Here is a 24883-nt window from a genome sequence, read left to right as displayed (position 1 = left end):
ATGATTGGTATGAGGTATATCCCCCATTATTTTAACGTCCCTCCCCCTTAGATGGGGGATTTTTTTTGTGTTGAAATCGCCTTATATTAGGACTAAAGTGGCAATGATCGACAAGCGTGGCGAGGGCATGTCGTTATTTGTCGTCTGTAGTAATCTTGTATCGCTGCATCGCCGGTTACAAACATTCTTACAAATGAAGAGGTGTACACGAATTTATGAAACTCTTTACATCAAGACTCAAGATGGGGCCTTTCCGATCAGAAAGGATAGTTCTGGCATGCATACTCGCCTTGATGCTCATCCCTTTCATCGGTACAGGAAAAGCAGCTCATGCGGCAAGCCTGTCCATCGATACCGTTGTCGGGACGGGGACTGCTGGCTATTCGGGAGATGGAGGCTCCGCGATAGAGGCACAATTGAGTAATCCATTTGGCCTGACCGTAGACAGCAGTGGGAATCTCTATATAGTGGAAGCCGGAAATAACCTGATACGGAAAGTTGATACGTCTGGGACGATCAGCACCGTTGCCGGAACGGGGACTGCTGGCTATTCGGGAGATGGAGGCGCTGCAATTGCAGCTCAATTGAATAGTCCCAAACGCGTAGCCGTAGACAGCGGCGGGAATCTCTATATAGCAGATTCACTGAATAGCCGGATACGGAAAGTCGATACGTCCGGGACGATCAGCACCGTTGCAGGGACGGGAACTACTGGCTATTCGGGTGACGGTGGCGCCGCGACTGCGGCTAAATTGGGTACTGCATCCGCCGTGGCCGTAGACAGCGATGGGAACCTCTATATAGCGGATTATGGTAACCATCGAATACGGAAAGTCGATACGTCCGGGACGATCAGCACGGTTGCAGGGACGGGGACTAGCGGCTATTCCGGTGACGGAGGCGCCGCAACTGCGGCTAAATTGAATAATCCATTTGGCTTGGCCCTAGACAGTGCCGGAAATCTTTATATAGCGGATTTACGGAATAACCGGATACGGAAAGTCGATACGTCGGGGATGATCAGCACCGTTGCCGGGACAGGGACTACTGGCTACTCGGGAGACGGGGGCGCCGCGACTGCGGCTCAAATTTCCCCGCCAACTGAGGTGGCCGTAGACAGCAGCGGGATTCTCTATGTAGCGGATCCAGGTAATACGCGGATACGGAAAGTAGATGCGTCCGGGATCATCAGCACCATTACCGGGATGGGGGATCGAGGCTTTTTTGGAGACGGAGGCGACCCGACTGCGGCTCATTTGAATAATCCAAATGGCTTGGCGGTAGACAACAGAGGGAATCTCTATATCGCCGATACATTTAATCACAGAGTACGGAAACAGGGGTTACCCTTCACCTTGAGTTTTAACAGCAATGGCGGTTCAGCGGTGAGCAGCCAGACGCTAAGCTATAACAGCACGGCAACCCAACCAACCACTCCGACGAAAACTGGTTACACGTTCTCCGGATGGTATAGTGACAGCGGTCTGACGCATGCATTTGACTTCAGCAGCGCGATTACCGCTAATACGACGCTGTATACGAAATGGACGATCAACACGTACACGCTCACCTTTAACAGCAATAGCGGTTCAGCGGTAAGCAGTCAGACGCTAACTTACAATAGCACGGCATTACAACCACTTTCCCCGACGCGGGCCGGTTATACATTCGCCGGCTGGTACGGTGACAGTGGTTTGACGGATGCCTTCGACTTCAGCAGCACGATTACCGACGATACGACGCTGTACGCGAAGTGGATCAGATTGTCTATCGGCCTCGTTGCAGGGACAGGGACTCACGGCTACTCTGGAGACGGTGGCGCCGCGACTGCGGCTGAATTCTGGTATCCAAGGAGCCTGGCCGTAGACAGCGGCGGGAACCTTTATATAGCGGACTCATCTAATAACCGGATACGGAAAATAGATACGTCTGGGACGATTAGCACGGTTGCCGGAACTGGGGCCCTTGGTTACTCCGGAAATGGAGGCGCCGCGACTGCGGCTGAATTGTGGAATCCAACTGGCGTGGCCCTAGACAGCATCGGGAATCTCTATATCGTTGATGGTAGTAACGAGATACGGAAAGTCGATACGTCTGGGACGATCACCGCCGTGGCCGGGACGGGTACTACTGGCGCTGGCTATTCTGGAGACGGTGGCGCCGCGACTGCGGCTGAGTTGATGTTTCCACAAGGCGTGGCCGTAAGCAGCGATGGGAGTCTCTATATAGCGGATACATTTAATCATACGATACGGAAAGTCGATACGTCTGGGACGATCAGCACCGTTGCCGGAACCGGGAACGCTGGTTACTCTGGAGACGGAGGTCTCGCGACTGCAGCTCAATTGAATATTCCAATGAGCGTGGCTGTAGACAGCAGCGGAAATCTCTATATATCCGATTTAGCGAATCAACGGATACGGAAAGTAGATTCTTCGGGGACGATCAGCACTGTTGCCGGAACCGGGAACTCTGGTTACTCTGGAGACGGAGGCATCGCAACTGCGGCTCAATTGAACACGCCACAAGGTGTGGCCGTAGACAATAGCGGAAATCTCTATATAGCCGATTTATCGAATTCACGGATACGGAAAGTAGATGCTTCGGGGATGATCAGCACTGTTGCCGGAACCGGGAACGCTGGTTACTCTGGAGACGGAGGCGCCGCGACTGCGGCTAAAATGAATGGTCCAATGGGCGTGGCCGTAGACAGCAGCGGGAGCCTTTATATAGCGGATTCATCTAATAACCGGATACGGAAGCTAGGATTACTATACACGCTGAGCTTCAACAGCAACGGCGGTTCGGTGGTCGACAGCAAGCAGGTGTCTGGCGGCAGCACGGTAACACAACCAACCGCCCCGACACAGACGGGTTATCGGTTTGCAGGCTGGTACAGCGACAGCGGGTTGACGACTGCGTTCGACTTCAACAGCGCCATTACGGGCGATACGACGCTGTACGCGAAATGGACGACCATCACCTGTACGGTAAGCTTCGCCAGCAACGGGGGCTCGGCGGTAAACAGCCTGACCGTGAACGACAACGGAACAGCCACTGCGCCAACCGACCCGACCAAGACGGGTTACACCTTTGCGGGATGGTACTCCGACAGCGATTTGACGATTGCGTTCGACTTCAACAGCCCGATTACCGGCGATACGACGCTTTACGCGAAGTGGACGATCATCAGTTATACGGTTAGCTTCAATAGTGNCGATTTGACGATTGCGTTCGACTTCAACAGCCCGATTACCGGCGATACGACGCTTTACGCGAAGTGGACGATCATCAGTTATACGGTTAGCTTCAATAGTGACGGGGGCTCGGCGGTTACTAGCCAGAACGTGAACTACAACGGAACAGCCACTGCACCAACTGATCCGACCAAGACGGGTTACACCTTTGCAGGATGGTACTCCGACAGCGGGTTGACGAATACATTCGACTTCAACAGCGCCATTACCGGTGATACGACGCTTTATGCGAAGTGGACGATCATCAGTTATACGGTTAGCTTCAACAGTGACGGAGGATCGGCGGTAAACAGCCAGAACGTGAACTATAACGGAACAGCCACTGTGCCAACTGATCCGACCAAGACGGGCTACACCTTTGCGGGATGGTACAGTGACAGCGGGTTGACGAATACATTCGACTTCAACAGCGCCATTACCGGCGATACGACGCTTTACGCGAAGTGGACGATCATCAGCTTTACGGTTAGCTTCAACGGTAACGGAGGATCAGCTGTAACTAGCCAGAACGTGTACTATAGCAGCATGGCCATAGCGCCAACTGATCCGGCCAAGACGGGCTACACCTTTGCAGGATGGTACTCCGACAGCGGGTTGGCAAATGCGTTCGACTTCAACAGTGCCATTACCAGCGATACGACGCTGTACGCGAAGTGGACGATCATCAGCTTTACGGTAAGTTTCAACAGCAACGAGGGCTCGGCTGTAAACAGCCAAACCGTTAACTACAACAGCACGGCCACTGCGCCAACTGATCCGGCCAAGACGGGTTACACTTTTGCGGGATGGTACTCCGACAGCGGGTTGACGAATGCGTTCGACTTCAACAGCGCCATTACCGGCGATACGACGTTGTATGCAAAGTGGACGATCATCAGCTTTACGGTTAGCTTCACCGGCAACGGGGGCTCGGCGGTTACTAGCCAGAACGTGAACTACAACGGAACAGCCACTGCACCAACTGATCCGACCAAGACGGGCTACACCTTTGCAGGCTGGTACTCCGACAGCGGGTTGACGAATGCGTTCGACTTCAACAGCGCCACTACCAGCGATACGACGCTGTACGCGAAGTGGACGATCATCAGCTTTACGGTTAGCTTCAACAGCAACGAGGGCTCGGCGGTTACTAGCCAGAACGTGAACTACAACGGAACAGCCACTGTGCCAACTGATCCGGCCAAGACGGGTTACACTTTTGCGGGATGGTACTCCGACAGCGGGTTGACGAATGCGTTCGACTTCAACAGCGCCACTACCAGCGATACGACGCTGTACGCGAAGTGGACGATCATCAGCTTTACGGTTAGCTTCAACAGCAACGAGGGCTCGGCGGTTACTAGCCAGAACGTGAACTACAACGGAACAGCCACTGTGCCAACTGATCCGGCCAAGACGGGTTACACTTTTGCGGGATGGTACTCCGACAGCGGGTTGACGAATGCGTTCGACTTCAACAGCGCCACTACCAGCGATACGACGCTGTACGCGAAGTGGACGATCATCAGCTTTACGGTTAGCTTCAACAGCAACGAGGGCTCGGCGGTTACTAGCCAGAACGTGAACTACAACGGAACAGCCACTGTGCCAACTGATCCGGCCAAGACGGGTTACACTTTTGCGGGATGGTACTCCGACAGCGGGTTGACGAATGCGTTCGACTTCAACAGCGCCACTACCAGCGATACGACGCTGTACGCGAAGTGGACGATCATCAGCTTTACGGTTAGCTTCAACAGCAACGAGGGCTCGGCGGTTACTAGCCAGAACGTGAACTACAACGGAACAGCCACTGTGCCAACTGATCCGGCCAAGACGGGTTACACTTTTGCGGGATGGTACTCCGACAGCGGGTTGACGAATGCGTTCGACTTCAACAGCGCCATTACCAGCGATACGACGCTGTACGCAAAGTGGACGATCATCAGCTTTACGGTTAGCTTCAACAGCAACGAGGGCTCGGCCGTTACTAACCAGAACGTGAACTATAACGGAACAGCTACTGCGCCAACTGATCCGGCTAAGACGGGTTACACTTTTGCGGGCTGGTACTCCGACAGCAGGTTGGCAAATGCGTTCGACTTCAACAGCGCCATTACCAGTGATACGACGCTGTACGCAAAGTGGACGATCATCAGTTATACGGTTAGCTTCAACAGCAACGAGGGCTCGGCGGTTACTAGCCAAACCGTTAACTACAACAGCACGGCCACTTCGCCAACTGATCCGGCTAAGACGGGCTACACCTTTGCGGGATGGTATAGCGACAGCGGGTTGGCGAATGCATTCGACTTCAACAGCGCCATTACCAGCGATACGACGCTGTACGCAAAGTGGACGATCATCAGCTTTACGGTTAGCTTCAACAGCAACGAGGGCTCGGAGGTTACTAACCAGAACGTGAACTACAACGGAACAGCTACTGCGCCAACTGCTCCGGCTAAGACGGGCTACACCTTTGCAGGCTGGTACTCCGACAGCGGGTTGGCGATTGCGTTCGACTTCAACAGTGCGATTACCAGCGATACGACGTTGTATGCAAAGTGGACGATCATCAACTTTACGGTTAGCTTCAACAGCAACGAGGGCTCGGCCGTTACTAGCCAGAACGTGAACTACAACGGAACAGCCACTGCACCAACTGATCCGACCAAGACGGGTTACACCTTTGCAGGCTGGTACTCCGACAGCGGGTTGACGATTGCGTTCGACTTCAACAGCGCCACTACCAGCGATACGACGTTGTACGCGAAGTGGACGACCAACAGTTATACGGTAAGCTTCAACAGTGACGGCGGGACATTGGTCAGCAGCCAGACGGTAACCTACAACGCGTATGCAAGCGAACCGGCCGCGCCGACGAAGACCGGGTACACATTTGGCGGCTGGTACACAGACACGACGTATTCGACAACGTTTGTGTTCACAACCTCGATTACAGGAGATACCACACTGTATGCGATGTGGGCGGTGATACCGGTGACGGGAGTGACACTGGACAAGAGCACACTGACACTGACGGTAGGAGGTGGTTCAGCTACGCTGACCACAACCGTATTACCGAGCAATGCGACGAACCAAAATGTAACATGGGAGAGCAGCAATACATCGGTAGCGACGGTGGACAGCAGCGGCGTGGTCACGCCGGTAGCAGCCGGAACGGCGAAGATCCTAGTGACGACGGCAGACGGAAGCAAGTCCGCGACAAGCACGGTGACTGTAAACGCGCTGACTAGCGCCGCAGCGCCGAGCATTGATACGCAGCCGACGGATCAAACAGTGAATGTGGGAGGCAGCGCTACCCTGACCTTATCGGCCAGCGGAGGAGTCGCGCTAAGCAACCAGTGGTACAGCAGCGTGACGGACAGTGCCAGTGGCGGGACGCCGATTAGCGGGGCAACGGGCGCATCATATGCAGCACCGACCACAGTTACAGGAACGACGTACTATTACGTCGTGGTGACGAACACCGACAGCAGCGCGACAGGCAGCAAGACTGCTACAGCAACAAGCCGTGTAGCCAAGGTGACCGTCAATACGACCTCGTCTTCCGGACCTTCGGCGCCTACGGGGCTTGCAGCAAAAGCCGGGAACGGGCAAGTTGCGTTAACCTGGAACGGCGAACCTGGAACTGTTACCTACAATGTCTATGCGGGGACAGCCTCCGGCACCTATGGCTTAACCCCCATCGCGACAGTGAGCGGTGCGACTTATAGCTATACCGCAACAGGCTTAACAAACGGAATGACCTATTACTTTGCGGTAAAAACGATCAGTGCGAAAGGAATCAGCGGCTTCTCCAACGAAGTCAGCGCGAAGCCGGCAGCTGCAACACCAGACGCATCCAGCAATGCGAGCTTGAGCGGATTGGCGCTTTCGAGCGGCACATTAAGCCCGGCATTTGCTGAGGGCATAACAAGCTACACCACAAGCGTTGGCAACAGCGTGAGCAGCGTCAAGGTAACGCCGAGCGTTGCCGACAGCAGCGCCATAATGACGGTGAACGGAACGACCGTGACGAGCGGACAGTCGTCGAGCGCGATTGCTCTAAATGTAGGCAGCAACCCGATCACCGTGTCTGTGACGGCGCAAGACGGAAAGACCACGTTGACGTACACCGTGAACGTGACCAGAGCCGCATTAATCAACGCCGGCTCCGGTACTCCGATCCAGGTGACGACTGAACCGGTCAGCATTACCGTTCCTTCGGGCGTAACGAATGCCGAGGTTACCGTCGCAACGACAATAGTCGGGTCGAAGATGGAAGCGACGCTACCATTAATGGAAGTACAAGCTACTACCGCGCTGGGGAATGTGGGCGTAGCGATTCCGGACGGCACAACCATCACGGCTCCTGCCGAATGGGACGGTAGGATCAAGATGCCGCAAGTGCAAAGCACCAGCAGCGTAACGATTAACGGCGGCAACGTTAGCTTCGTTATTGAAGTCGGAGCGGCGGATATATCTTTAACGTTCGATAAAGCGGTGCGTCTGTTAATCCCGGACCAAGGGGACAAGTTGGCCGGCTATGTACGAAATGGCGTATTTACCCCAATTACGGGTACAATTACAGCTGATACCCAGACAGCGGCGAATAACGAAATTGCTGCAGGCGGAGACGCAGTCATTACGGTGGGCAGTGACCTTGTCATTTGGACGAAGCACTTTACCCAATTTGCCGGCTACACGAAAGTCGCCTCTACGAGCACGGGGAACACAGGCACGGGCACAACTGGCGGTCACGGAGGCGCCGCAACCAACTCTGCAACGATTTCGGCCGCCAGTGGCGGAACGGCAACGCTGAACGGAGTCACCGTTGAGGCGCCGGCCGGAGCGATGGCGAGCAGCTTTACAATCACTATAGATCAAGTAAGCGATACCTCAAGCCTGCCGGCAGACAACGCTTTGCAGCTCGCGAGCAAGGTGTACGAAATCAAGAAAGACAAGGATGGCGATTTTAGCAAGCCGGTCGTCATTACGCTACCTTTTGACAAGATGAAGATAGACTTTACCAAGTCAACAGCAGGAGTATATTGGCTGAACGAGCAAACCCGCAAGTGGGTGCAACTGGATAACCTGAAAGTCGACGAAGCGAAGGGAACGGCATCCGGCTCGGTGAACCATTTCACGAAATTTGCCGTGCTGACTTCGGACAAAGCGAAGACTGAGGAGCCTCGACCGCAAACAAACGGAACGGATTTTAGCGATATCCAGGGACACTGGGCGGAAGCCAATATTAAGCAAGCGGTAAGCATTGGCATCGTCAGCGGCTATCCGGACGGCACCTTCATGCCGGATCATACCGTGACGCGCGCGGAATTTGCAGTGATGCTGATGAATGCGCTGAAGCCGCAAGGAGACGGCGCGGCGCTGACGTTCACTGATAAGGCGAAGATCGGTTCTTGGGCACAAAAGTCGGTCGCACAGGCGGTACATGCAGGCATTATTACAGGTTACGAGGACAGCACCTTCCGTCCGGACGCCGAAATTACACGTCCGGAGATGGCAGTGATGAGCGTCAAGGCGCTGGGACAGTCCGTTGAAGTTACAACGGCAACAGGCTTCGTGGACGACAAGGACATTCCAGCCTGGTCGAAGGGCGCAGTGACGGCCATGAAAAAGCTTGGCATTATCCAAGGCAAAGGCGCAGAAGAATTTGCTCCTCTGGCTAGGACCACGAGAGCAGAGGCCGTTACGGTGCTGCTGAAAATACTGGCGCAAAAGAGCAAGTAAATGAATTCTTGCAAAGGCTGCTTTGAAGTCAAATTCAAAGCAGCCTTGTTTTTGAAGGTGCCGGAGCAAGTCCTAATGACGGCCATCTGCTAGAACATGAAGAAGATCGCCAACCACCTGGCCAAGAGGGCAGAATGAGGGCGATCTTCGTTATTTTTACGCAAATATCGGTTGAGGCTGCGCCACATCCCAATACATCCAAATAATCAAACGGCGACGAATTGTGGATTTGGCAAGCCAAGGCTCGTCTCCATAAAGACAAAAACACTATCCGACGTGATGGTGTTTTTTCATGCCCTTACCTTACTAAAGTATATCTTGTGCTTTTTCCTGATCCAACAGAGTAAATTAAGTTTTTTCTCACCATATCATGGAGCACCCTGCCCGCAGCTGTTTGACCCACGTTTAATAGATGTTCAACTGTTTTTCTGGCGATATAGGGGTTAACTTCTAAATATTTTAATACAGTATCTTCTGTGGACATGGTTTCAATACCTGCTACTTTATCTGAGCTAACAGATTGATTCCTATTGTATAGTGTAATCACAAAAGCATTATCCGAAGCCTGCAGTTCAGGTCCGAATTCATAACCTTGGTAACTGGTCATTATTTTGCTGATTCCCGTGCCGTAGGCTTCAATGAGCTTAAGACGATAAAAGATAGAAGCCAGCTTTTCATTTCTTGGTTGGGAAATACCTAGCATAATATCATTTATGGTAATCCCTTTTACAAGACCACCAAGCGAAACAAATTCGATGCGATCAGTATATATATTGATCAGAGTGCTTCCGCTGAAGGAATAATCTCTGTGAACGATGGAATTGAGCAAGGCCTCACGTATAGCGGCTTCGGGATAATCTCTCCTGTCGATTCGGCTGATTCCTTTGAATTGTGCGGCGGTCTTATTATGCAAATCGATATACTCATACACTCCTGTAAGTTGCTGCAGTAACGAGCCTGTAAATTCCCTTCTGTCTTTAAACAAGCTTTTATCGGGACCGTCAAAAACGGCAGCTTTGACAGTATGAGAGCATTGATCCGATAGAAGTAAACCTAAGTTGGTAAATACCTGATCGGGATTAATCAAATGTAATGTTTTCATCTGGCTTTCTCCAAAAGCTAGCTCTTGGTGTTTAAAGGCTTTCGCGGTCTCTACAAAGGTTATATCCTGATTCATGGAACGAATATCTTCATATTTTTCGCCGTCAGTCTCGATAATCATTCGCCTAATGGCAGCCTCAGATGCTGGGACGGACGACGTACCTTGTCTTACATAGACGCCAGATGGTTTAAGTCCTTTTTCTGCGATATAATAAGGTCTTGAGGTACCTCTCTGAATGGCGAGAACGATCACCTGAAGACCGTTAACTAGTGTGATGTTCGGGGAAGTAAACATCGAGATGTCAGGCTTAATGGAGTCGCGAAGCATATTCATAATTCGCGTCAGTACGAGTTCTGCATGATTTACACCCACTACGGTGCCGTCATCATCAATTCCTAGTAGTACCTCTCCCCCATCTGTATTGACAAAGGCGACAGCTTCTTTCTTAAGTTCAGGCGTAAACTCCCTCTTCAACTCACATGTAGAGCTTTCCACAAAAGTCATACGGGAATCTCCTCCTATCTAACGAAAAACTAACCTTTCTAACACATTCTAACACTTTTCTGTTCACATTGTCAAAAGGGGGACTTCCGGATCGCTTCTAAGGTGACATCAAAACTGTGGCCACACCAGTAGAAGCCTATAGTGGCGTTGTCTTCGGATAGGGGTTCAATTCCCCTCGCCTACCCTGACACGCCAAAAAGCAAGGCGCAGGAACACTTCGTAAATCAACGAAGCATTCTTGCGCCTTGCTTTTTTCGCTGAACGGACGAGTGTCTCCCGTCAATCCACGATATCTATGCTGCAGCTTGTCTCGCCTACAGCTCTGTCCATCTCAGATCGAGGCGGCGGACGGCCATTCGGTCAGCTTGACCGCATATTCCGCCACCGAAGCGTCCCGCTCACACAGCCGCTCCCAGGCATCTATACACACCGGGTCGAAATGAATACCGCGCTGGGACAACAAAAAGCTCATCGCCTCCTCATGCGGCATCGCCTGCCGGTATGCCCGTTTCGAGGTTAGCGCATCGTACACATCAGCAACGGCTACGATACGGGCCACAAGCGGAATTTGTTGGCCCTGCAGCCGGTCAGGATAGCCGGTTCCGTCCCATTTTTCATGATGCCAGCGAATAATCGCCAGCTCCTCCTTCATAAAGCCGAGCCGCTTGCACATGTTGTACCCGCTCAACGGGTGCTGCTCAATGACCAGACGTTCCTCCGGATCAAGCCGCCCCGGCTTGTTCAGAATCGCATCGGGCACCTGAATTTTGCCGACATCATGGACAATCGTGCCTTGTGCGAGCGCGCGGAGCTGGTCGGCCGGCAGATGCAGCTCCTCGGCGAGCCGGAGCGCATACAACGTCACGCGGAAGTTATGGCCTGCGGTGTAATGATCCTTTTCCTCCGTAGCAGCCATCAAGGACCTCACGCTCGGCGAAATGCGGCTTGTAATCCGCTCGAACGGATCGGCGGTGAATAACGACTTAAGCGCACCGGTCAATGACTGTCTGGCCCCGTATTGACCCAGCAGCCCGATCAGCATCACAATCATGGATGCCAACAGCAGGAAATGATACATCCACCAGCTCGCTTGCCAGGTCTCGCCGGTAGAAATAATCCATTGGGACACGACCAGCCAGCCGCTGCTGTACAAAATTGCAATTTGCAGCGGAAACCGGGAGTACAGGTAAGCATGGTAATAACGGTACATCGCATAGCTGTTCAAGGCCAGTGTCATGATGCCGAGCATGGCGTTCATCGGTTTCAGGTCAATCGGAACCAGCTCGACGACGTGCGGAAACATCAGCGAAGCAAGCCCCAAACCGCCAAGCAGCACCGTCCAGACCGGCACAAGCAGCCGATGATAGCGGGACAGGAAGCCGATCAGCCAACGGTCTGACGACATCGCGGACAAGCAGAGCCACATCGAGGCAAGCAGCACGCTGACTTGGGCGGAAACACCGGGGAGGTGAGTCGAATGGCTCATAATAAAATTAGGCGTGGCAAGACCGTGAACCATAAACATTTCAGCCAATGAAATAAAGGAAAGAGCAAGAAAGCTGACCTTGATATTCCGCAGACGACTGCCCGCAATCCCCACGAGACAAGCGGCGATCAGCGCGAGAAAGGCTACGGCGCTTACGATGTAAAAATGGCCGTTCGGCATCTCGAAGCGAGCATCCAGCTCCGGAAACCAGCGTAAGGAGGAATACAAACCAAAAGGTAAAAAAATACCAACCAAAGGTCCTATCAGCCCGCGATGCTTCATCGGATAATCTCCTTTTTATGCACCAAAAGTCTTGGTTCTTTAAGTATACCACCAGTTTATCATATCCGCCTCCCGTTCGCCTACGTAGTCTAAACAGCGCCCTCGCGGCATGTCCGCCATAACAATCAAAACGTCGGCAGCCGCCAAAATCGCAGTTGCAGACTTCGACAGCCACCCGTCCGGCATGGACAAGCCGCCACCCCGTAAAATGTTCCACATGGAACATTTTCTCCACAAAAAAGCCCGTTGCTCAATCCCAAGGGATCGGCAACGGACGCCAGGTCGCGCGCGAATCACGCAATATCATGGACAAAACCGGCTCAAGCAAACAACTCAGTGTTCCCCCAAGCCCAGTGAAACCTCGCTTCGGTTCTCCGGCACAACCGCCGTCTCCCCTTGCTGAATCCGGTACATTTGCGCATATCGGCCGTTTTGCCGCAGCAGCTCATCATGGTTGCCCCGTTCAACAATCTCGCCCCGGTCAAGCACCAGGATTTGGTCGGCGTTTCGCACCGTGGACAGACGATGGGCAATAACAAATGTCGTGCGCCCCTGCTTCACCACATCCAATGCCTGCTGAATGACTGCTTCGGTTTCCGTGTCAATATTAGACGTTGCTTCGTCCAAAATCAGAATCGCCGGATCATAAGCCAACGCGCGGGCAAATGAGATAAGCTGCCGCTGACCGGCCGATAGCGTGCTGCCCTTCTCAATGACTGGCTCGTCAAGCCCCTGGGGCAGCTGCCTAAGCAAGTCTCCGGCGCCCACATCGGCCAACGCCCGCTCCACTCGCTCCCGCGTGACCGCAGGGTCGCCCAGCGATACGTTGGAGCCGATCGTCCCGGCAAACAGAAACGGGTCCTGCAGCACGATCCCCATATGCTGACGCATCGTCTGGCGCGGCAGCTCGCGGATATCGAGTCCATCAATCGTAATCCGCCCCTGCTGAGGGTCATAAAACCGGAACAGCAGATTCAGAATCGAGCTCTTGCCTGACCCCGTATGGCCGACAAGCGCGACCGTCTGTCCAGGCTTTGCCTCAAATGAGACATTGCGCAGCACTGACTCGCCTTCTTTGTAGGCAAACTGTACGCGATCAAAGACAACATGCCCCTCGTACCGGGCAATTCGCCGTTCGGATACATCCTCGCCCTGCTCGTCGATGAGCGCGAATACCCGCTCGCCGGATACAAGCGCCCGCTCCAGATTAGGCAGCTGGTTGACGATATTGACAATCGGCTGGAAAAGCCGGTTCAAGTAATCGACGAAGGCATACAGCACGCCCAGCGACACGACTCCCGCGGCTCCGCTCAGCGATGCGCCTCCGAAATGCCAGATCAGCGCAACAAGCGCGATATTGCGGATTACCCCGACCAGATTGTATCCGGTCCAGGAATTCAGACTAAGCAGCCGATTCTGGTAATCAAACAGCCGCTTGTTATGGCCCTCAAACTCCTCTTCGGTCCGTTTCTCCTTGCGAAACGCCTTAACGATATTCATCCCCTGGATGGACTCATTAATCATCCCGTTAATTTCGCTGACTACGCTGCGGATGACGCGGTTATACCGTTTGGCGATCCGCCCGTACACCCAGATCCAGGCCGCCAGCGCAGGCAGCACAAACAAACAAATCGCCGCCAGCTGGGCGTCCAAAACAAACAAAGCGACATAAATGCCCGCCATATGAATAATTCCTGTACAAAAGTTAGCCAGTACATTTACATACAAATCGCGGATGGATTCCGTATCGTTTGTAATTCGCGACACCACCTTGCCCGCCGCCAAGTTATCGAAATACCGCACCGGCAACCGGTTCAGCTGGGCAAATACATCCGTCCGCATCGACCGGATGACCCGGTTCGCCGATGCTTGCAGGAAGTAGCGCTGCCCGTAGGTGAACGCCGCCGAAGCGACCAGCAGCCCAAAAAAAAGCCAGCATAGCTGCCAAATACCCGCCAGCTCCGGCCGGTAAAAAGCAAGCGTCTGCTCCCGGCTTAGCTTCTGGGCAGCATACGTCTGCCGCTCGCCGCCGCGTTCGATGACCATTGAGCCGTCCACATTCAAACTGCGTTTTCCGTCAAACGTGATTGGTCCGTCAATCCAGTAATATTCCCGCTCCAGCTGCAGCACGCGGGCTTCCGCCCCTCGTAGCTCGCCTTCGGCAAACCTGTCTGCTCGCTTGTAAAGCTTGCCGCCGTAAGCAACGGCGTACGGGTCGGATGCCGCCGCCCCGGACACGCTGCCCGGCTGTGGCGTGGCGCCGCTTCCTCCTGCTGTACCGTTCCCGGCAACCGCAGCTCCGCCTCCTCCTGCCGCTCCGTTGCCCGCGACCGCAGCTCCGCTTCCTCCTGCCGTTCCGTTCCCCGCGACCGCTTCTCCGCTCTCATACCACGGCTGCTCGATGCCGGATATATGCACGTCGATGATCCGCTTCGCAATCAGCGGCCCTGCCAGATCCGTCACGACAGCCAGCGCCAGCAGAAGCAAAGCCAACGCCAGCGGCCGCTTGAACTTCATCGCATAGGCGATCAGACGACGAATCGTCGCCGCCGTGCTGCCTGGCTTCAGCTCCGCTAAATCCGGCTCATAGTCCAGCATATCTCCCTGCTCACTCATGCTTGCTCCGCTCCTTCTTCTTCCGATTGGCCCGCCTCGACCTGCTGGCGTTCATACTGCTCCCGGTACCAGCCGCCCTGCTCCAGCAGCTCCGCGTGTGTGCCGCGTTCGATCACCTGACCGGCCTCCAGCACCAAAATCAGATCGGCATGCTGCACCGCCGACAGCCGGTGGGTGACGATCACGGTCGTCTTGCCTGCTCGGGCCCGGCGAATATTGCCGATAATTTGCGCCTCGGTACGCGCGTCAACCGCTGACATCGCATCGTCCAGCAGCAGAATGCGCGGACTGGCCAGCAGCGCGCGAGCCAACGATACCCGCTGCTTTTGCCCGCCCGATAAGGCGACGCCTTTTTCTCCTACCATCGTATCCAGGCCTTGCGGCAGAAATTTCAAGTCTTTGGCGAATGCCGACGCTTCCACCGCCGTCTGCAGCTTGCTCTCGTCCGCCGCCTCCCCGCCGAACAAAATATTGGCGCGAATCGTCCGTGAAAACAGAAACGGCTCCTGCGGCACATACCCAATCCATGAGTTAACCCGGTCCGGGTCCAGCTCGCCCAGCGAAACCCCCGCCAGTTCAATACGGCCTTCACCCGGCGGGTATTCGCGCAGCAGCTGCTTGACCAGCGTTGACTTGCCGCTGCCCGTTCGACCGACCACACCCAGCGTCTGCCCCGGCTCCAGCGTAAATGTCACCTCGCGCAAATTATCGACCGCCGAGGACGGATAACGAAAGGTTACTGCATCAAACACAAGTCGGCCCGGCTGCTCCGGCCGTACTCCGTTGGCAGGCTCCGGCACATCCGGCCTGTAGCCAAGCGTCTCATTTACCCGGTCCAGAGAAGCATTGCCGCGCTGCATGATGTTGATCAGCTCGCCAATCGCAAACATCGGCCAAATCATCATGCCAAGATATACATTAAAGGCAACCAGCGCGCCAATGGTCAGCTCATTGTGAAACACCAGATACGCGCCGTAGCCAAGACCGATCATGTAGCTGACCCCGACCAAAATTTTGATCGTCGGCTCAAACAACGATTCGATCTGCACGACGGCCAAGTTTTTGGCAAGCACATCCTCCGTAACCTCCGCAAATTGCCGCTCCGCCTTTCGCTCCTGCGTGTAAGCCCGAATGACACGGATACCGGATACTGTCTCCAGCACACCTTCGTTCATATCGCCGAATGCATCCTGCGCCTTCATAAACCGAGTATGAATCCAGCCCCCGTACAGGCTGACCAGCACCGCCATAATCGGCAGCGGCAGCACGGCCGCCAAGGTCAGCTTCCAGGATACAAACACCGTCATCGTTACCAACAGCGTCCCCATCCACAGCGTGGAGTCCAGCAGGGTCAGTATACCGAAGCCCGCCGTCTGGGCCACGGCCTGCAAATCATTTGTCGCGCGGGCCATCAGATCGCCTGTGCGGTTGCGTTCGTAGAAGGTCGGCGTCATTTTCAGAAAATGCCCCATCAGCCTGCCCCGCATCAGCCGCTCGACGACAAACGCACCGCCAAACAGCCGGTAACCCCACATGTACGAAATGACGTATACGACAACCGTAATACCAACCAGCAGCAGCAAGGTCCGGCCAATGTACGCCCAGGTCATATGTCCAAGGCCGATGGCGTCGATCGCCTGACCGACAAGCATCGGCGGAATAATCTCCAGTATACCGGCAATCAGCAGCAGCACGACCGCCACCAAATAGCGCCGCCACTCCTGCCGGAAAAACCAGCCCAGCTTGGTAAATATCGAAAACATCGGGTCATCCCCCTTTTTTATCAGGCCGCAGCTTGCGACCGGCACGCCACAATTCACGAGCTTCCGATAATCCGAATCATTTCATTAAGTCGACATACTTGCCTCACCTTCTAAACGCCGCGCACATCCTAAACTCAGTCCGCATGGCCGCTGCCTGCTCATAAAAAGCTTCGGATCGAAGCACTCTCGATGAAGATACATCCGTTTAAATTCCTATAATCTTCGCAAAAAAGGCACACCGCCCTCAAGCGATGTGCCTTCGTCTATAAAATGGACTGTGACATTCAGCGCATGACCGCCTAAGCACGCGGCCCGCATCCTGACTGCCAACAGACAGCTGTGGATTTACCCCCAACTCCCGATTGCCGGATGACCTGAATCAGGCCGCGAAGCGAGCTATGAAGTTGACGGTTGCGCGCGAAAGCGCCTGGATGATCAAGATGAGTCATTCGCATAAGTTCATGTCGCTCCTTTCCAGAATTGGGATGTGGGATGTTCTTATAAAAGGGTAGCATGCCCTTCCGCTTACTGTCAACGAAGGACAGGCTGATTAATTGATTATAATGAATCTTTATTCGTTTACGAATTGCTCGGCTTACCTCACACGTTTATCCAACACAAATACAGCTGCGTTCCACGTGGAACGCAGCTGCAGTTCTACCTACACCTTCACCTGCTGGATCGCCTGCTGCATATTGTGCAAATGGCCGTTCAGCAGCGACGACGCTTCCGATACTTGACGGATCATATCCAGCTGTCCGCTCGTCAGCTCGCCGATATGCTGTGTCTGATCGGATACTTCGTGCGCAATTTCAGCGATGCTGCCTACTGAGGCAGCCACTTCCTCCGAGCCGGCAGATAGCTGCTGCGCCGCAGCCGATACCTCCAAAATTTGCTCAGTAACGAGCTTGAACGCCGACACGGCATGCCGGAATGATTGCTCGGCTTCCTTAGACAAGCTGACGCCGGACGTGATTTCCCGCTCCGCTTCGTCCATCTGCTCGCTGATGCTCACACTTTCCCGGCCGATATTGCCGAGCAGCGCCGTCAATCCTTGCACAGCTGTCGAAGAAGCCTCGGCCAGCTTGCGCACTTCGTGCGCAACAACTGTAAATCCGCTGCCATGCTCCCCGGCTCGGGCCGCTTCTATCGAAGCATTCAGCGCAAGCAGCTTTGTTTGCTCGGCGAACTCGTTAATCGAGTGCAGAACCTCTTCCATTTCATTCGAGTAGCTGCGCAGCCGCGCAGCCGTTTCTACCGTCTGAACGGCCGATGTCGAGATAGCGCGAATTTTCGCATCCATGCGCAGCATGGAAGACTGGCCTGCCTCGGCTACTTGCAGCGCCTGCAGCGCCGCTTCGCTGACCGTGCTGGACGACTCGGAAATGCGGCCGATGCCGGTTGCCATTTCCTCCATCGCATGGGCGCTTTCGTCCGCGCTGCGCGTCTGTGAACGGGCGCCGGCATGAATTTGATTTACTTTGCCGTGAACCGTCTCGCTCATTCCCAGCATCCGGTCGGCATTACGGGCAAATTCCTCGGACGACAGCACCAGCTGATCGGATGTTTCCGCGACCCGGACAACCACGTTACGCACCAGCTCGTTTAAGTTTTCCGACATGACGACCATCGACTTATACGCAACGCCGATTTCATCCTCGGACTTGACCGGATGCGACTGCAGCATAGCTTTCGCTTCGGCCAGCTCTCCGGCCGCCATTTTCCCGGCGCTTGCCGTGATCATCCGCAACGGCTGCAGCATGCGCACGACCATGCCGATGACGACGCCTATCGCGGCCACCGTCACCAGCAGCATGAGCACATAAAACGCCCAGCTGTCGCGAATGACGCTCATCGTCAAATTTTGGAGAACGGAAGCATCCGTATCAATCCCCAGCGCTCCGATGGTGGCGCCGCTCGCATCGCGCACCGGCGCATAGGCCGAAATGTAGGTGCCATACTCCGGGTTTTGGATCAACGGAGAGGTAGCCGTTTCACCCGCCAGCACACGCTGCACGGCGTCCTTCGGCATATCGGTCGGCTCCCCGATCGGCGAAGCGTCAGGAGAGCCCTTGGGCTGCCCGTCGATCATAATAAAGGGGGTGCCGTCCGCCTCCACCCGAACGAAATAAACATAACGCGCCCCGACGGATGTACGGAACTTGTCCAGCTCCTGCCTGAGCGACCAATAAAGCTCTGTTTCCTGACGGCTTTTGAGAAATTCGCCATAACGGGCCGTATCCATCCCGGCGGCATAGCTTTGCGCAATCCGCATGTTATAGCTGCCGATCGCTTCCTCTACAGCCGACTGCGTGCGTGTCAATTGCAGGACAACGCTGCCGACGGCAATCAGCAGCATCGCAGCCGTCACAATGAGTAAAATTCGGGCGATCAGATGAGTTTTCAAAAATCGAAGCATGCGGAAATTTCCTCTCTCTCCAACATTGATAACGGTTTCTTTCCATTATAGCGAACAAGCTCTGCTGCGGTCTATCCATATTATATTTTTATTTTATATTCCCGATTTCCGGCCAGGCCCCTTCCTGAGCAGACGACGGCCCGACGCTGTCGAACACGGCAAAAAACGCCCTCCCGAAGGAGCAAGCGTCCTGCCTTGCATCGTCTATCGTTATCCAAGCCGGAGCAACCGGCACGCCTGTAAAAAGGGAGCTTGCCGCCTGTCAGCAGCATGCTCCCTTCAATAGCGCTGGTTTCAGCCAGCACGGCGGCTTTCAGCAAAGCAGCAACATTTGCGACAGCTAAGCGTCGAGACGGCGAACGTCCACTGTCACCTCCAGATGCTGCCCGCCTGATCCGATATACACCCCTTTGACCGGCACGATGTCCTTATAGTCGCGGCCGTGGCCCAGCTTCACATATCGCCAGCCGATCTCGGCCCGGTTCGTCGGATCAAAGCCGAGCCAGCCGGTACCGGGAATTTGCACCTCGACCCAGGCATGGGACGCCTGCTCGAAGTCGGCGCTTCCGCCCTGCAAGTCACCGACGAAGTGATAACCGCTCACATAGCGGGCCGGCACGCCCCGGCTGCGACACACAGCGATCATCAGATGAGCGTAATCCTGGCAAACGCCTCGCAGCTGCTGCAGCGTTTCGCTGACCGTCGTATGCACGTGGCTGGCCTCGGGGTCATAGGTGAGCTCCTGATGGATGCCTTCCATCAGTTCGCGCGCCCACGCAGCCAGCCCCTCTCCGCCGAACGGATACCGCTCCGCATACGCCAGCAGCTCTTCCGTGTCCAGCGTATAGGCGGTCGGCAGCAAGTATTCAATGTGACGGTCCTGAAACGCCTCGCCGCGCAGCAGCTCCAGCTGCTCAACCAGCGCCGCGGACGGCCGCGTAGCCGTATCCTGATCACGCGTCACGACGGTAGCGCGCGTGCGGATGACCAGCTCGCGGTGGGGCACATTTACACTGAATGCATGCACTCGGTTGCCGAAGTAATCCTCGTAGGTGAACAAAGACGCGGTCGGCTCGATGATCACCTCATGATGGTAGCACGATTGCCGTCCGTCGGTGCGCGGCGTAAGCCGCAGCTCATTGACACTCTCCGTGGCCGGCTGGCCGTAGCAATAACGGGTTGTATGCTGAATTTCGAGCTTCATGCGGTTGCCTCCCCGACCCGAAAAAATGCGCTCGCCATCATATGCCCCAGGCTTTGGCACGATGTCGCGACGTGATCCAGCAGCTGCTGTACCTTCGGAAACGTCATATCGTCCCGTTCCAGGCAGGCCAGCTCCGCCGTCAGCTTGCTGACCTGGCGGATCGCCCGCTCCCGGGGCGTCCGCAGCTCGCGCAGCGCTTCGATGCCGGCCAGGTGCTTCTCCAGCTGGGTGAAATTGAAATGAATCGAACGCGGGAAGAAATCATTTACGATCAGAAACTCCAGAATATGCTCAACCGATACCGCATCTGCGTAATACCTGCGGAAAGCCTGGTAGCCGCTCACCGACTTCAGCACCGCGAGCAAATAAGGATATGCCGGAACCTCATCCTCGCGAATGGCGGCGGCGACCGACTGAAGAATGCGGGCCGTATTTTCCGCACGCTCCAGGCAGCGCCCCATTTCGATGAAATTCCAGGCATTTTCGCGGAGCATCACCGATTGCTGAATGCCGTAGAAGGTCGCCGTCCGTTCCTTGATCTGCTTGAAAAACAGATGCGGAGACTCCGCCAATATATCATCGACCTTCTTGTCGCCCAGCCACAGGTAGAAGCCGTTCAACGCATCCCACAGCTCGCTTGGCAGCTTCTCGCGGAGCGTGCGCAGATTGCCCCGCGCCTGACTGACGCAGCAAAACAACGAGTTGGCGTACCCGCGGTCAAGCGTGATAAACGACAGCACATCCTTTTGCGTGAAGCTGTCGAACTGCAGCGTGTAATCAGCGCGCGCGCCGAAAGCGTCCACTAGCCTTGCCCATTTATGCTCCTCATGCTCGAAGTCGCCTTCATGCTGGATATGGTAATGCACGTCAATTAACCTCGCATGATTTTCCGCGCGCTCCAAATACCGGCCGACCCAAAACAAAGCTTCCGCATTTCGATTAAGCATCATTATTTCCGATCCCCTTCCGTTCAATCTCCCGGCTTTCGCGTTATCACTTACCGGCCCTGCCGCCCCCTCAGGCAAGCACCCATGTATCCTTGCAGCCGCCGCCCTGCGACGAATTAACGACCAGCGAGCCTTCCTTCATCGCCACGCGGGTCAGCCCGCCCGGAATCACATGCATCTGCTCGCCAGCTCCCTGCAGGACGAACGCCCGCAGATCAATATGGCGCGGCTGCATCCGACCGTCCTGAAACACCGGCGCCCGCGACAGCTGCACCGTCGGCTGCGCAATATAGCGACCCGGATCGCGCCGGATCAGCTCGGCGAACGCGTCGATTTCCGCGCGGGTGGCCGCAGGGCCGATCAGCATCCCGTAGCCGCCGGACAGCGACGTTTCCTTCACCACCATGTCGGACAAATGCTGCAGCACGTACTCCCGCTCCTCCGGACGCGACAGCAGGTAGGTCGGCACGTTGCGCAAGATCGGCTCCTCCTGCAAGTAATAACGGATCATGTCCGGCACATACGCGTAGATCGCCTTGTCGTCGGCCACCCCGGTTCCCGGCGCGTTGGCAATCGCCAGGTTGCCTGCCCGGTAAGCATTCATAATGCCGGCTACGCCGAGCATTGAATCCGGCTGGAACACAAGCGGATCGAGAAAATCGTCATCCAGCCGCCGGTAAAGCACGTCAACCTGGGTCATCCCCTTCATACCGCGAATGTACAGCTTATGGTCGCGCGCAATCAGATCGCGGCCCTCAACGAGATGGATGCCCATCTGCTGAGCGAGAAAGGCGTGCTCGTAATACGCCGAATTGTATTCGCCCGGTGTAAGCAGCGCGATGACAGGCTCCGACTTGCCTGCGGGCGCGAGGCTGCGCAGCATGGTCAGAAACCGGTTAAGGCTGTGGTCCACATCGCGGAGCGAGCAGGACAAGGTCAGCTCCGGAAACAGCTCCTTCATAATAGAACGTCCCTTGAACAAGTAAGAAAACCCGGACGGGGAACGGAGATTATCCTCCAGCACGAAATATTCGCCGGATGCATCGCGGATCAGATCAATGCCCGAAGTGGTGATGTAGGCGCCGCCCGGCACGTCAACGCCCATCATTTCCGGCCGGAAATAGCAGTTGGCTATGATCATCCGTCTGGGCACGATGCCGTCCTTAATGATGCGCTGCTCGTGATAGACGTCATGCACGAAGCGGTTCAGCGCCTTCACACGCTGGATCAGACCAGCCTCCAGCATCGCCCAATCGGCCTGGGGAATAATCCGGGGAATGAGATCAAACGGAATCGTACGCTCCAGCGGCTGGGACTGCTCCGGCTTGTAAAGCGTGAAGGTGATGCCCTCTTCCAGCATTCGCCGCTCCATGCCCTGCTGCTTCGCCTTCAGCTCCTCCCCGCGCATTCGGGAGAAGCTGCAGTACACTTGCTCATAATGCAAGCGGACAGGCTCCTCGGCGCCAAACATCTCATCATAAAAAGCTTGCAGCGAATACGGCGCACAAGATATACGATCGCCAGTAGACATCGGAACCGCCCCCTTCTAATCCCCTTCAATGTATGTTATTATTAATGACACAATATGAGTGGTGAGTGGAAATTTTCTAGATATTTTGTTATTTATACCTATTATCATAATTTTTATATCCCATAACGTCAATATATATGACATTAAAATGTATTAAATATTTTTTATTTTCTGAAAAGTTATCCACTTTTTATCCACAATTGGTCCACAGGCAGCAAAAAAAAGCCCCGTTCCCCTGACCGACAGGAGAACGAAGCTATACGGTTCATCGCCATGAACCGGTATTGAATTAGTACGCGAGTGTAAACAAGCCGTTGATATGCGACAGGTAGCGAAGGTTGCTCGCTTCCTTCATCAGGGAAGCCGGCAAGCCTTTCAGGCGGGTTTGGTTCGCGCCTAGGGTAGCAATACCGTCCTTGCGTCCCAGACTCGCCAGCGTACCGGAGAATACCGGGCTGAACGATTGGGCAGGCACGCCTTTGAAGCTTGCGAAAATATTGTAGCCGATCGCTTCGCCCATTTGCCAGGCGATTTGAGCTGTCGGAGGATATGGGCGGCCTTCCGGACCCATTACCACCGCGCTGTCGCCAGCGACATACACATCAGGATGGGAGACGGATTGCAGCGATTCGGTCACGCTTGCGCGGCCGCGGTTCACTTCAATGCCACAAGCGCCAACAAGTGCGTTGCCTTGTACGCCGCCCGTCCATACCATTGTATTTGTTTCGATCGAGCTGCCGTCTTTGAGCGATACCGTTGTTTCGGTTGCTTCAGTAATGGCCAGACCGGTCAGGAACTTGACGCCGCGCTTCTCAAGGCTTGTTTGGGCGCGCTCGATATGCTCGGCAGGGAAGCCCAGCAGAATGGACGGACCCGCTTCTACGGTATACAGAGACACGTCGGCAAAGTCGACGCCGTTTTTACGGCACAGCCCAGGAAGCATGTCCGCCAGCTCGCCGACAAGCTCGATGCCTGTCAAGCCGCCGCCGCCGACCACGAAGGTTGCGTCCGCTTTGTTTTTCGACTTGGCATACTCGGCAATCCGTGCTTCCACATGCTCGCGAATGCGGTTGGCATCGGCGACCGATTTCAGCGTGAAGCTGTTTTCCTTCAGTCCAGGAATGCCGAAGTAAGCCGTTTCGCTGCCAAGGGCGATGACAAGCGCATCATAGTTGTAGGTGACGCCGCTTTTCAGCACAACGCGCTTCTCGTCCAGGCCGATCGTTTCGACTGTATCAATACGCAGGTTGATATCTTTGCCGCGCAGCAGCTTTTCCAGCGGAAGAGCTACCGCTTGCTCGCTCACATTACCGACAGCCAGACGGTGCAGCTCCGTAATAATCTGATGTGTAGGAACTTTATTGACAACCGTAATCGTCGCTTCTTCAGGGGTTAAATATTTGCGGGCCGTCAGCGCGCTAAGCAAGCCGCCGTAACCGCCGCCCAAGATCAAAATGTGCTTCGACATACTGATTTATCCTCCGTTCTGGATTAACGAAAATTATTCGCCTTGTTGTTTTTGCTGATTGCGCTGTGCGGAAATTTCCAGGAAGGCTTGAGCAAACCGGAATGTTTTTTGCACTTGCGGGTCCTTCAGCATTTTGAGCAAGCCGAACAGACCGATCGTCGCCGTCTCTGCCTGCGCGCGGTCATTTGCTTCGATAGCGCTGGCTGCGATGCTTTTCGCGCCTTCCACAAGCGGAACGGCAACCTCGCTGATTCCGCCCTTGATGTCTTCGATGAAAACCGAATCCGTTGCCAGACCTTGCACCACATCGTACGTTTTGGTCAGCAGCGTGACCATCTCAGCCAGCTTGGGCAGGTTTTCCACCAGCACGGTCAGCGATTGCTGCACCTCCGGCTTCATCAGTTGATCCAGCACGTCTGCGGACTCGCGTGTGATCGTTTGTGTCGATTGAGACATAAATAAACGTCCTCCTTTGCATTGAAAAAATAGAAGCCCTGGTGTCCGGGATCATCCTGTTCGAGCCTTACTTAGGCTTCTGATCGGCGTGCGCGTTACTTATCTCAAGGCAAGT

12 protein-coding genes are annotated in these 24883 nt (G+C 54.9%); 1 reads left to right on the top strand and 11 read right to left on the bottom strand.

All coding sequences use genetic code 11. From position 1 onward, the window contains the following. The first annotated feature begins 215 nt into the window (after positions 1-215). Positions 216-8990: an InlB B-repeat-containing protein gene (locus tag AC6ROY_RS11955; protein ID WP_500100661.1), complete on the top strand. Its 8775-nt coding sequence runs from the start codon at positions 216-218 to the stop codon at positions 8988-8990. A gap of 298 nt (positions 8991-9288) precedes the next feature. Here AC6ROY_RS11955 and AC6ROY_RS11950 read toward each other — a convergent pair whose 3' ends face one another. The 11 genes from AC6ROY_RS11950 to AC6ROY_RS11900 form a co-directional block, all read right to left on the bottom strand. Beyond that, positions 9289-10596 carry an RNA-binding domain-containing protein gene (locus AC6ROY_RS11950; protein ID WP_500100659.1) on the bottom strand — a complete coding sequence of 436 codons (1308 nt, stop codon included), beginning with the start codon at positions 10594-10596 and terminating at the stop codon, positions 9289-9291. A 331-nt stretch (positions 10597-10927) separates the two neighbouring features. Continuing rightward, positions 10928-12364 carry an HD-GYP domain-containing protein gene (locus AC6ROY_RS11945; RefSeq protein WP_500100658.1) on the bottom strand — a complete coding sequence of 479 codons (1437 nt, stop codon included), beginning with the start codon at positions 12362-12364 and terminating at the stop codon, positions 10928-10930. A gap of 39 nt (positions 12365-12403) precedes the next feature. Further along, complete coding sequence (locus AC6ROY_RS11940; protein ID WP_500100657.1) at positions 12404-12583, bottom strand: hypothetical protein; 180 nt, start codon at positions 12581-12583, stop codon at positions 12404-12406. A 114-nt stretch (positions 12584-12697) separates the two neighbouring features. Further along, the gene (locus tag AC6ROY_RS11935; protein WP_500100656.1) at positions 12698-14980 is read right to left on the bottom strand and encodes an ABC transporter ATP-binding protein; all 2283 of its coding nucleotides are present in this window, start codon (positions 14978-14980) and stop codon (positions 12698-12700) included. Continuing rightward, entirely contained in the window at positions 14977-16743 is a 1767-nt protein-coding gene (locus AC6ROY_RS11930; protein WP_500100655.1) for an ABC transporter ATP-binding protein, read from the bottom strand. Before AC6ROY_RS11930 ends, AC6ROY_RS11935 begins: the two co-directional genes overlap by 4 nt. Positions 16744-17404: 661 nt before the next feature. After that, a complete protein-coding gene (locus AC6ROY_RS11925) occupies positions 17405-19162 on the bottom strand; it encodes a methyl-accepting chemotaxis protein (RefSeq protein WP_500100653.1) in 1758 nt (585 codons plus the stop codon). Between the two features lie 340 nt (positions 19163-19502). After that, positions 19503-20366 (bottom strand): transglutaminase family protein, encoded by an 864-nt coding sequence (locus AC6ROY_RS11920; protein WP_500100652.1) that lies wholly within the window; start codon positions 20364-20366, stop codon positions 19503-19505. Beyond that, a complete protein-coding gene (locus AC6ROY_RS11915; protein ID WP_500100651.1) occupies positions 20363-21316 on the bottom strand; it encodes an alpha-E domain-containing protein in 954 nt (317 codons plus the stop codon). The genes AC6ROY_RS11920 and AC6ROY_RS11915 overlap by 4 nt, the downstream gene beginning before the upstream one ends. A 67-nt stretch (positions 21317-21383) precedes the next feature. Then, positions 21384-22844 (bottom strand): circularly permuted type 2 ATP-grasp protein, encoded by a 1461-nt coding sequence (locus AC6ROY_RS11910; protein WP_500100649.1) that lies wholly within the window; start codon positions 22842-22844, stop codon positions 21384-21386. A 289-nt stretch (positions 22845-23133) separates the two neighbouring features. Further along, positions 23134-24312 carry an NAD(P)/FAD-dependent oxidoreductase gene (locus AC6ROY_RS11905; protein ID WP_500100648.1) on the bottom strand — a complete coding sequence of 393 codons (1179 nt, stop codon included), beginning with the start codon at positions 24310-24312 and terminating at the stop codon, positions 23134-23136. Positions 24313-24345: 33 nt separating this feature from the next. Next, positions 24346-24768: a DUF1641 domain-containing protein gene (locus AC6ROY_RS11900; RefSeq protein ID WP_500100646.1), complete on the bottom strand. Its 423-nt coding sequence runs from the start codon at positions 24766-24768 to the stop codon at positions 24346-24348. Between the last annotated feature and the right edge of the window lie 115 nt (positions 24769-24883).

It is taken from the genome of Paenibacillus sp. sg306046, from assembly GCF_059821225.1.
Note: the sequence above shows the minus strand (reverse complement) of the source record. Positions and strands in the feature narration are given on the sequence as shown.